Genomic DNA, 10,611 nt, shown 5'->3' with positions numbered 1-10,611 from the left:
AGTGGAATCAACGCAGCCCACCGCGACCGATCGTGCACTCGTCGCGGCAGGCCAGCTGCTGACCGTCAAGGTGCCCGGTACGAGTGCCAACCTGGGCCCCGGCTACGACAGCCTCGGCTTGGCCTTGTCCATTTACGACACCTTGACGGTGGAAACCCTTGGCACCGGAGAGCTCGAGTTCGAGCTCTCCGGTGAAGGGGCCGATACCCTCCCTCGCGATGCCAGCCATTTGGTGGTCCGGGCCATCGACTTGGCGCTGGATCGCCTGGGCTTCCAGCGTTCGGGCCTGAAGATTACTGCAGTCAACGTCAATCCCCATGGTCGGGGGCTTGGCTCGTCCGCGTCGGCCGTCGTCGCGGCCGTGACGGCCGCCAATGCCTTGGTTCCCGAGGAATCCCGGCAGGATCGCGACTGGATCCTGCAGCTGACCAGTGAGATCGAAGGTCACCCGGACAACGTCGCACCGGCGATTTTCGGCGGACTGGCGCTGTCATGGCAGGACAGCGAGCAGTACAGCAGCACCCGCGCCGACGTAGTACCCGACGTGATCCCAGTGGTGGCCGTGCCCGATTACGAACTGTCCACCGAGACTGCCCGCGGCCTGCTCCCGGCATCCGTTGGCCATCACGCGGCAGCAATGAACTCCGGACGCGCAGCCCTGCTCATCCACGCACTGACTGCGCAGCCTGAGTTCCTGCTCCCGGGCACTGAAGACTACCTCCACCAGAGCTACCGCGCGCAGGCAATGCGCCCCAGCGCGGATCTCATTTCGGCGCTGCGTTCCGCGGGGCATGCAGCTGTCGTATCGGGCGCCGGCCCCACCGTGATGGTGCTGGCTAACGGCGAACGCGAAGCCGCGACTGTTGCTGAATTCATTGGGGCATTCACGGCGGCCAACACACCCGACGTCGGCTGGCGTGTGATGACGCTGGCCGTAGACGTTCAAGGTGCTAGAGTGGAAGTGCACCGCCGGTAAAACCGCGGGCAGTTCCCTGATTTTGGATCGCGGCAGTTTCGCCGTACCTTTCGTCAACTGTGCCAACGTTGGTGGTGTCGTCTCTTTCCGGCCTCAGGTGCCGCAGATCTTTCTCTGTTCCTGATCATTCGGCCGGCTGTCCGGGTAACTGGATCCAGTGATGACGATCAGTATCCGGCCCTGGTGGCCACAATCCATCAGGCACGGCCAAATCGCAGGCTGCAGATCTGAACTGCAGCCCAGAACAAATCATCGCGTCCAGCTCTCGCTCTGGACGCCGTCGAGGGGGAAGGATCCTTCGTGACAGAAACCACTGAGCTGTCTTCAGCTGTGGACACAACATCTTCTGCTGCCGAGTCGTCAACGGCAGCAACCACCAAGAGCAGCGGGCTTGCGGGCCTTAAGCTCGCCCAGCTTCAAGCTCTCGCGAGCCAACTGGGTATTTCCGGGGGATCCCGCATGCGCAAGGGAGACTTGGTCACGGCCATTTCCGCCCACCGCGCAGGCACTTCCACTGCTAAGGCTCCCGCCAAGGCAACGGCCACGGCAAAGGGTAACGCCGCCGTAGCCAAGGAAGCTCCGGCAGCGGAGGTCAAGGCCTCTGACAACGGCGCCTCTGCGCAGTCGGTTGAAGCCCCGGCCCAGGAAGCCCCCCGTGCCCGTGGACGTGGCCGAAGCCGCCGCGCCACCAGCGACGGCGTAGTAGCGGCTGCTGAAGCCGCTGCGGCTCCGGCCGAGCCCGTAGCTGCACCGGTTGCTGAGGCACCTGCATCCACGGAAGCCCCGGAGGCAGGCACCGAGCGTCGCCAGCCCCGCACCCGTAACCGCCGCCGCGGCGAAGCAGCCGCAGCCCCCGCTGAGGTATCAGAGGCTCCGGCCGCTGAGCAGCGCACCGAGCAGCGTGAGCAGCGTGCCGACCGGACCGAGCAGCGTGAGCAGCGTGCTGACCGCACGGAGCAGCGTGAGCAGCGTGCTGACCGCACGGAGCAGCGTGAGCAGCGTGCTGACCGCACGGAGCAGCGTGCTGACCGCGCCGAGCAGCGTGAGCAGGCCGATTCCGGCGACCGCCGCGACAACACCCGTGGCCGCCGCGATGACAACAACGACGGCGAAGACACCGGCAACCGCCGCAACCGCCGCAACCGTCGTGACCGCAACGACCAGAACGACCGCAGCGACCGCCGAGGTCAGGACAGCCGTGACGGGAACACCCGCAGCGACCGTTTCCGCGACCGCAACGAACGCCGCCGTGGCCGCGCGCAGGGACCGGATGTTGACGACGTCGAGGTCACCGAAGACGACGTCCTGCTTCCCGTGGCAGGCATCCTGGACGTCCTGGAGAACTACGCGTTCATCCGCACGTCCGGTTACCTCCCCGGCGCCAACGACGTCTACGTTTCGCTTGCACAGGTCAAGAAGTACAACCTCCGCAAGGGCGACGCCGTCGTCGGTGCCATCCGCGCACCGCGTGATGGCGAAGACCGCAGCCAGCAGTCGGCCCGCCAGAAGTTCAACGCCCTGGTCCGCGTCACTTCCGTCAACGGCAAGACGCCGGAAGAGCTCAAGGACCGCGTCGAGTTCGCCAAGCTCGTGCCGTTGTACCCGTCCGAACGCTTGCGCCTCGAGACCGACCCCAAGAAGATCGGTCCGCGTGTCATCGACCTCGTGGCACCCATCGGCAAGGGCCAGCGTGGCCTGATCGTCTCCCCGCCGAAGGCCGGTAAGACACTCATCCTGCAGTCCATCGCGAACGCAATCACCACCAACAACCCTGAGGTCCACCTCATGATGGTGCTGGTTGACGAACGTCCCGAAGAAGTCACGGACATGCAGCGCACCGTCAAGGGCGAGGTTATTGCCTCAACCTTCGACCGTCCCGCAGATGACCACACCACGGTTGCCGAGCTCTCCATCGAACGCGCCAAGCGCCTCGTGGAAATGGGCATGGACGTGGTAGTCCTCCTGGACTCCATGACCCGCCTGGGCCGCGCCTACAACCTGGCAGCACCGGCTTCCGGCCGTATCCTGTCCGGTGGCGTGGACTCCGCTGCCCTGTACCCGCCCAAGCGCTTCTTCGGTGCTGCCCGCAACATCGAAAACGGCGGCTCGCTCACCATCCTGGCAACGGCTCTTGTCGAAACCGGTTCCAAGATGGACGAAGTCATCTTCGAAGAGTTCAAGGGCACCGGCAACATGGAGCTTCGCCTGTCCCGCCAGCTGGCAGACAAGCGCATCTTCCCGGCCGTGGACGTCAACGCGTCCGGCACGCGCCGCGAAGAGAACCTGCTCTCGCCTGAAGAAGTCAAGATCATGTGGAAGCTCCGCCGCGTCCTGTCCGGACTGGAGCAGCAGCAGAGCCTTGAGCTGCTGACCAACAAGATCCGGGAAACACAGAGCAACGTCGAGTTCCTCATGCAGGTACAGAAGACGACGCTTGGAGCGAAGTCGGACAACGACAAATAGCTGTGCTCTAACCGCTCAAAATATGCCGGCCCCGCCCCTACGCCGGGTAGCTTGCGATCTTCGATCGAAAGCTACCCGGCTCCGGCAGGCCCGAAGCCACTCCCTGGCCGGCATATTTTGAGCGGTCTTTGTTTAAAGGAATCCTTGGCCCGACACCACGTGAGGTCAGAAACGCCCCATGTGGGCCCCAGATGGGCTGTGCGTGACCCCACGACGCAGTTATTAGACTTGTAGAAGTCGAAAGAGGTTTGAAAATGTTTGAGTCCGTACAGGGATTGCTTGATGAGCATGCTGCTATTCAGGCGCAGTTGAGCGATCCTGCCGTTTATGCTGATCAGTCTGCGGCCAGGAAGTTGGGGCGTCGTTCGGCTCAGCTTCAGGGCATTGTGGAGGCTTACAACAAGTGGCGCGGGCTCAACGATGATCTTGAAGCTGCCAAGGAGATGGCTGACGAGGATTCGGAGTTCGCGGCCGAAGTTGAGCAGCTGGAAGAGCAGATTCCCGCCGCCCAGGAAAAGCTGCGCCGTTTGCTGATCCCGCGCGATCCCGATGACGCCCGCAACGTGATCCTGGAAGTCAAGGGCGGCGAAGGTGGCGATGAAGCTGCATTGTTCGCCGGCGACCTCCTGCGCATGTACATGCGCTACGCCGAATCCCGTGGCTGGAAGACCGAGATGATCTCGGCCACCGAATCGGACCTCGGCGGTTACAAGGACGTTGCCGTTGCCATCAAGGGCAACTCGAACGATCCCGCGCAGGGCGTGTTTGCACGGTTGAAGTTCGAGGGCGGCGTTCACCGGGTGCAGCGGGTGCCCGTCACCGAATCGCAGGGCCGCATCCACACCTCCGCGGCCGGCGTGCTGGTGCTCCCCGAAGTGGATGAACCCGAAGAGCTCGAAATCAACCAGAACGACCTCAAGATCGACGTCTACCGGTCGTCAGGTCCCGGTGGCCAGTCCGTGAACACCACCGACTCCGCCGTCCGCATCACCCACTTGCCCACGGGCATCGTTGTGGCGATGCAGAACGAGAAGTCCCAGCTGCAGAACCGTGAAGCCGGTATGCGCGTCCTTCGCGCCCGTCTCCTCGCCCACCAGCAGGAGCAGATCGACGCCGCCAACTCCGAGCAGCGCAAGTCGCAGATCCGCACCATGGACCGTTCGGAGCGGATCCGTACGTACAACTTCCCGGAAAACCGGATTGCGGACCACCGCACGGGTTACAAGGCCTACAACCTTGACGCCGTGATGAACGGCGACCTGGAGCCCGTCATTCAGTCGGCCATCGAAGCTGACGAGCAGGCGCGCCTGGACGCCATCGGCGAATAGTCTCCGCAAGGAAGACCGGGCCGTACACGCAGCAGGGACACCAATGACGTTTTATGCAGGCCAGAGCCTCGCGGACGCTGTCCGCGAGGCTACTGCCGTCCTCACCGCGGCCGGCGTTCCCACGCCCCGCGTGGACGCAGAACTCCTTGCGGAGCACCTCCTGGGAGTCGGCCTTGGCCGACTTCGTGCCATGCTCCTCGGCAGTGATCCTGCCCCGGAAGGCTATGCGGACCTGGTGGCCGAACGCGCCGGGCGCGTCCCTTTGCAGCACATCACCGGCGTCGCATACTTCCGTTATCTTGAATTGCGCGTCGGCCCCGGTGTGTTCATACCCCGGCCTGAAACGGAATCGGTCGTCCAGTTGGTCATCGACCACCTGGCAGGAGTGCCAAACCCCAAAGTGGTGGACTTGGGTACCGGTTCGGGTGCGATCGCAGGTTCAATAGCCCACGAGGTCCCGGGGGCGGACGTCCACGCAGTGGAATTCAGTCCGTTCGCGCACGCGTGGGCAGCGAAGAACCTCCAGCCGCTGGGGGTCGCCCTGGTTCAAGGCGACCTGCGCGATGCCCTGCCCGAACACAACGGCACCTTCGACGTCGTCGTTTCCAACCCGCCGTACATCCCCGCCGAGGCGATACCCACAGAACCGGAAGTTGCGCTCCACGATCCCCCCGAGGCACTGTACGGTGGGGGAGCGGACGGCATGGAACTCCCGACGGCGGCAGCAGCCTCAGCGGCGCGACTCCTGAAACCGGGCGGCTACTTTGTGATGGAACACGCAGAAGTCCAGGCGGCGTGGATCGCCGGGATGCTGCGACGATCGGGACGTTGGAATGACGTCACCACGCACTTTGACCTGAACGGCAAGGAACGTGCCACCAGCGCTGTGCTGGCAGGCGCTGCTCCTGATGAGTGAAAGAATAGGGCTGTGACCACAACCTACAACTGCACTTCCGATGACCAGCGCACTGAGGGCCTCCAGCATGCCCAGCGCGCCATCAGCGAAAAGAAGTGCATCGTGCTTCCCACGGACACTGTTTACGGCATCGGTGCGGACGCCTTTTCACCCTTGGCCGTCACCATGCTGCTCGCTTCCAAAGGCCGCAGCCGCCAGATGCCTCCACCGGTTCTGATTCCCCGGATCAATGCCCTCGACGGGTTGGCCACCGATGTTCCGGCGGATGCCAGGTCCCTGGCCCAGGCTTTCTGGCCCGGCGGCCTGACCCTCATTCTGCATGCGCAGCCGTCCCTTGACTGGGATTTGGGCGACACCAAAGGCACCGTCGCCCTCAGGATGCCCGATGACGAGATCGCTTTGGATCTTCTGGGCCTCACCGGCCCGCTCGCTGTTTCTTCCGCCAACCGCACCGGCCAGCAAGCGGCGCAGACAGCCTCCGAGGCCCGCCTCCAGCTTGCGGAGTCGGTAGAGGTTTACCTGGAAGGTGGCTTCCGGCCCGTCAAGGGCACCGCAGCGCTGCCGTCCACCATCGTCGATGCGACGTCCACGCCCTTCCGCGTGGTTCGCCAAGGCGCTATCGAGCTTGAGCGCCTGCGTGAAATCGTTCCGTCCATCCTCGGTTTTGGGGAAACCCTGGGGGAGGTCCCGGCACCGCAGGCTGAACCGGAGGAAACCACCGCCGACGACGCGCCGGTTACTGCCGCCGACGACGCGCCTGTTGCTGCCGCCGTCGAGCAGTCACCTGAGGCCGATATCGCGGAACCAAGCGCTCCAGCCCAAGCCAAGCCCGAATGATTCCCGACCGCCAGCGCGTCCCCGTCCTCGACGTCGACGCTACTCCGCTGCGCGTTGATGAGCTCATTCATGCCATGGGCGGCCTCATTGCGGAGGGCAATACCGCCACGGTGCTGGGTCACAACCTCCACAGCGTTACGCTGTTCCACTCCTGCCCCGATTTCCGCTCCCTCTACCAGGACAGTTCCATCGTCCTGCTGGACGGAGCGCCTGTGGCCTTGCTGTGGGGCCTGGCCCACAGGAAGCAACTGAGCCCCCTCGGCCAGGGAGCCATGGCCTACCGGCTCGGCTCCATGGACTGGATTCCGGAGCTCGGGAAATTGCCCGGATTGCAGCGCGTGGCAGTGGTAGGTGCTGGCCGTGAGGCCAACACGAAGGCAGTTGTGCGGTTGCGATCCATCGTTCCCGGAGTGCGGGTTGACGGCATGCCGGGTGAAGGCTGGGATGGCGCCACGGAGGACGCAGTAGTGAAGTGGCTCAGCGACTTCCGTCCCCAACTGGTGCTCCTGGGCCTGGGCATGCCTCTCCAGGAAGCTGTCCTCCTGCGACGGCTCGGGGAGCTGCCGCCGGCTGTATATTGCGCAGTCGGTGGTGCCATTGAACAGGTAGCAGGCATTCAGAAGCTGGCCCCGCGCTGGCTCGGACGCCTGGGCCTGGAGTGGGCGTGGCGCCTGCTGCTCCATCCGGGGCGGGTTGCCTACAGGGTATTTGTTGAACCGTGGAAGCTGGCTGGCCTCTTGATTCGCCGCCGCTTCCAACCATCCCAGACCAAAGGCCAGTGAATGACCTCCCAACCCCTTGTGGTCGCCGTCGTGGTGACCTATAACCGGCTTGAACTGCTCCAGACAACCCTGGCAGGGATCGCCTCGGGCACCCGGGTGCCGGACGCCGTCGTCGTCGTCGACAACGCCTCCACAGACGGAACTGCGGAGTTCCTGCGGACCTACCAGGGGCCGGTGACCACTGACGTGGTGACGTTGAATACCAACGTCGGTGGCGCGGGCGGCTTTGCCGTCGGGATGGAACGCGCAGTCCTCGACCACGGCGCAGACCACGTGTGGATCATGGACGACGATACCGAGCCCCAGCCCCAGGCGCTGCAAGAGGCGCTGGACCTTGCCCAGGCATATGGCCAGGACACGGGACACGTCCCCGGATTCATCGCCAGCCGCGTCGTGTGGACCGACGGCCGTGACCACCCCATGAACCGCATGCGTCCCCGGATGGGAGCAAGCGAAGAATCCCGAAGCTCCGCTGCCCGACTGGGCGCCACGCAAATCCGCAGTGCGTCGTTCGTTTCTGTCCTGATCCCGGCAGCGGAGATCAGGCGCCACGGACTCCCCATTGCCGACTATTTCATCTGGAACGATGACCTCGAGTACACGGCCAGGGTTTCACGCAAAGGCATTGCACTGAGCACAAACGCGTCGGTCGCCAACCACCACACAAAAGTCTTTGGAGATGCGGGCGCTGACCCGGGCCCCCGCTTCTATTACGAGGTACGCAACAAGGTGTGGGTCTACACGCGGTCCAACGCACTGGCGCCGTGGGAAAAGATACTGTTCACCGGCGCTTCACTGCGGAACTGGACCCGCACGATCGCCGCCTCCAAGAACCGGAAGGTACTGTTGGCTGGACTTTTCAAAGGCCTCCGGGACGGCCTTAAGGCCCCGCGATCCAACGCCGAAGTGCTGGCGGGGATCTATGCGCTGCGCGATGTCCGGCAGCCCGTCCGGTAACAAAAAAGCGGTGCTAAAGCAGCTAAACAACTTGGGGTCCTGCGGCTGCGTCACAGGCTGGTCACGGCCGATGGCATTAGTATCGTGACAAGAGTCCACGAAAATCCCGCAACATTCGGCAGAGCCGGTGCAGGCATGGCGACGGAGTAGTTCCATTTATCCACAGACAGAATTCCACACCTTGAGCTGCCCGGAATTCCCCGGCATCCAGGCGGGGAACCGGCCGCGTTCGCTTACCATGGCTTCCAGTCCAGCCAGCGGGCAGCTTCCGGGAGCCGCGTCATGATCATGTATCTGCTGATGGCGCTCACGGCTGCCGTGGTGTCCTACGCGGGAACGTGGGGCGCGCGCGTAGCCGGGAACAAACTGCGGCTGTACCGGCCGATCCGAAGCCGTGACATGCACTCCGTCCTGATTTCCAAGCTTGGCGGCCTGGGGATCTTCTGCGGTTTCTTCGTTGCGCTCGTTGTGGCCAGCAACTCCTTCTTCGTCAAAGACATCTTCAGGCACAACGATGCTCCGTGGGGGATCCTGGTTGGCGCCGTAGTCATCGTGGCCGTCGGCGTGGCAGACGACATCCTGGACATCCGTTGGTGGATCAAACTGCTCGGACAAGGAGCGGCTGCCCTCATCGTGGCCGTCTGGGGCGTTCGGATGTCCGTTGTCCCGTTCATCCCCGAACCTATCTTCCTGGACTCCGAGGTGGTCCAGATCGTCCTCACCGCGGGGCTGATTGTCACCACCATGAACGCCGTGAACTTTATTGACGGACTTGATGGACTGGCAGCAGGTGTCGCCACCATCGGCGGGGGAGCGTTCTTCCTCACCGCCTACTGGGTCCACCGCAACAACCCCTCCACAGACAATTCAGACCTCGCCACGCTGCTGATGGCCATCCTTGTTGGCAGTTGCATCGGCTTCCTGCCACACAACTGGTTCCCCGCAAAGATCTTCATGGGGGATTCAGGAGCCATGCTGATCGGGCTGCTCATGGCCTCCGCCGGTGTCGTAGCAACAGGGCAGATCGGGTCCGGCCTCTACGACCGCGCAAACGGTATTCCCACGGTGGTTCCCATCCTCCTCCCGTTCGCCGTCCTGTCCCTTCCGCTCCTTGACCTCGGAATGGCAGTGATACGGAGGACGGCAAGGGGCCAGTCCCCATGGTCCGCCGACCGTGGCCACCTCCACCACAAGCTGGTGGACCTCGGCTACTCGCACCGCACCGCCGTCGTCATGCTGTACGTGTGGACCTGCATCCTTGCGTTTGGCGGTGTCGCCTTCGCAGTCTTTCCCTGGCAGGTGGTACTCATCGTGGTCATAGCGGCCGCGCTCGTCATGGCTGCCGTCACGGCCTGGCCCTACTTCACCCGGAACTCGACCCGGCCGGGGGAGCAGTAGATGATGGCCGGTTAGAGTCACAGTTCTATCTCATGTAGAATTCTTACTGCGGACAGTCACTCGCCCGTAAATCCCCACTTTGAGAATATGGCACCTGTGCCACGAGGATTGGTATCCCCATGACATCCAACGCCGAAACCGGACGCCCGTCCGGTAAACGTGGTGTTGGATCCGTTGGCGGCCAGTCTTCGTTGTGGCTCCGGTTGCTCATGCTCAGTGCCGCAGCAGCGGTGGCAGCAACAGCCATAACCTGCGTTATCGCGGCCTTCATGAACGGCGGGCAGGGCGCTCTTTCAGTAGCGTTCGGTGCCGCCCTGGTCATGCTCTTCTTCGGGATCAGTCTCCTGATCGGCCATTTTGTTGGCCGTAACAACCCTTCCGGCGCAGTCGGCCTCTTTGTTGCAACATATTTCATCAAAGTGATCGGATTTGCCGTAGTGCTCTTTGTTCTCGGCGCTCCGGACTGGCTCCACCACCGCTGGTTCCTGATTGGCGCCGTGGTCGCCGTTGTCTTCTGGCAGGCCGCGGAAATCTACGGTTTCAGCAAGGCCCGACTCCAGATCTACAACGACCCAGCCGAACAGGAGGGTGGTCCGGATGTCTCCTCGTAAGCGCTATTCGCGCCCGTCCCTTCCTGCCCAGCAACCCGCCAGTGGCAACGAAACCGGCGACGTCGGAAACGACGGCGGATATAACGCCGGCATGGCCGTCTTCAGCTACATCATTGGCGGGATCATTGTCTGGAGTTTGGTAGGCTGGGGTCTGGATAATCTGTGGGGGACCCGCTGGATTGTGCTCCTTGGCGCTCTGCTGGGAGCCGCAGGAGGGTTCTATCTTTCCCATATGCATGGCCTCACCAGGCAAAGTAACACTCCTGGCGAGAGTAACGCAGACAGCGGTCCGTCCACGGACGGGGACAGTAATGCCAAATAATTTCACATGGATGACGAATGC

General features: G+C 63.3%; 10 protein-coding genes. All 10 read left to right on the top strand.

Going from position 1 to position 10,611, the window contains the following annotated elements:
- Nucleotide 1: 1 nt before the first annotated feature.
- On the top strand, nucleotides 2-976 hold the full coding sequence (gene thrB, locus AC5RU9_RS00845; protein ID WP_494014985.1) for a homoserine kinase: 975 nt from the start codon (nucleotides 2-4) through the stop codon (nucleotides 974-976).
- 300 nt (nucleotides 977-1,276) lie between these two features.
- Entirely contained in the window at nucleotides 1,277-3,439 is a 2,163-nt protein-coding gene (rho, locus tag AC5RU9_RS00840) for a transcription termination factor Rho (RefSeq protein WP_494014984.1), read from the top strand.
- 254 nt (nucleotides 3,440-3,693) lie between these two features.
- Nucleotides 3,694-4,767 (top strand): peptide chain release factor 1, encoded by a 1,074-nt coding sequence (gene prfA, locus AC5RU9_RS00835; RefSeq protein WP_211711537.1) that lies wholly within the window; start codon nucleotides 3,694-3,696, stop codon nucleotides 4,765-4,767.
- Nucleotides 4,768-4,810: 43 nt separating this feature from the next.
- Complete coding sequence (prmC, locus tag AC5RU9_RS00830) at nucleotides 4,811-5,683, top strand: peptide chain release factor N(5)-glutamine methyltransferase (RefSeq protein ID WP_494014983.1); 873 nt, start codon at nucleotides 4,811-4,813, stop codon at nucleotides 5,681-5,683.
- A gap of 12 nt (nucleotides 5,684-5,695) precedes the next feature.
- Entirely contained in the window at nucleotides 5,696-6,520 is an 825-nt protein-coding gene (locus AC5RU9_RS00825) for an L-threonylcarbamoyladenylate synthase (RefSeq protein ID WP_494014982.1), read from the top strand.
- The gene (locus AC5RU9_RS00820; RefSeq protein ID WP_494014981.1) at nucleotides 6,517-7,302 is read left to right on the top strand and encodes a WecB/TagA/CpsF family glycosyltransferase; all 786 of its coding nucleotides are present in this window, start codon (nucleotides 6,517-6,519) and stop codon (nucleotides 7,300-7,302) included. Before AC5RU9_RS00825 ends, AC5RU9_RS00820 begins: the two co-directional genes overlap by 4 nt.
- Nucleotides 7,303-8,259: a glycosyltransferase gene (locus tag AC5RU9_RS00815; protein WP_211711541.1), complete on the top strand. Its 957-nt coding sequence runs from the start codon at nucleotides 7,303-7,305 to the stop codon at nucleotides 8,257-8,259.
- Nucleotides 8,260-8,541: 282 nt separating this feature from the next.
- Nucleotides 8,542-9,657: an MraY family glycosyltransferase gene (locus tag AC5RU9_RS00810; protein ID WP_494014980.1), complete on the top strand. Its 1,116-nt coding sequence runs from the start codon at nucleotides 8,542-8,544 to the stop codon at nucleotides 9,655-9,657.
- Between the two features lie 119 nt (nucleotides 9,658-9,776).
- Nucleotides 9,777-10,268: a Cg1360 family ATP-synthase-associated protein gene (locus AC5RU9_RS00805; RefSeq protein ID WP_211711543.1), complete on the top strand. Its 492-nt coding sequence runs from the start codon at nucleotides 9,777-9,779 to the stop codon at nucleotides 10,266-10,268.
- Nucleotides 10,255-10,590 (top strand): hypothetical protein, encoded by a 336-nt coding sequence (locus tag AC5RU9_RS00800; protein WP_494014979.1) that lies wholly within the window; start codon nucleotides 10,255-10,257, stop codon nucleotides 10,588-10,590. The genes AC5RU9_RS00805 and AC5RU9_RS00800 overlap by 14 nt, the downstream gene beginning before the upstream one ends.
- The last annotated feature ends 21 nt before the right edge of the window (nucleotides 10,591-10,611 follow it).

The sequence above is a fragment of the Arthrobacter sp. B0316-5-4 genome, from assembly GCF_059090325.1.
This window is presented reverse-complemented; position numbering and strand designations above follow the sequence as displayed.

Excerpts from the sequence above, each read along its gene's own strand:
- prfA (WP_211711537.1), top strand. The coding sequence starts at position 3,694 with ATGTTTGAGTCCGTACAGGGATTGCTTGATGAGCATGCTGCTATTCAG.
- prmC (WP_494014983.1), top strand. The coding sequence starts at position 4,811 with ATGACGTTTTATGCAGGCCAGAGCCTCGCGGACGCTGTCCGCGAGGCT.
- AC5RU9_RS00820 (WP_494014981.1), top strand. The coding sequence starts at position 6,517 with ATGATTCCCGACCGCCAGCGCGTCCCCGTCCTCGACGTCGACGCTACT.
- AC5RU9_RS00815 (WP_211711541.1), top strand. The coding sequence starts at position 7,303 with ATGACCTCCCAACCCCTTGTGGTCGCCGTCGTGGTGACCTATAACCGG.
- AC5RU9_RS00810 (WP_494014980.1), top strand. The coding sequence starts at position 8,542 with ATGATCATGTATCTGCTGATGGCGCTCACGGCTGCCGTGGTGTCCTAC.
- AC5RU9_RS00805 (WP_211711543.1), top strand. The coding sequence starts at position 9,777 with ATGACATCCAACGCCGAAACCGGACGCCCGTCCGGTAAACGTGGTGTT.
- AC5RU9_RS00800 (WP_494014979.1), top strand. The coding sequence starts at position 10,255 with ATGTCTCCTCGTAAGCGCTATTCGCGCCCGTCCCTTCCTGCCCAGCAA.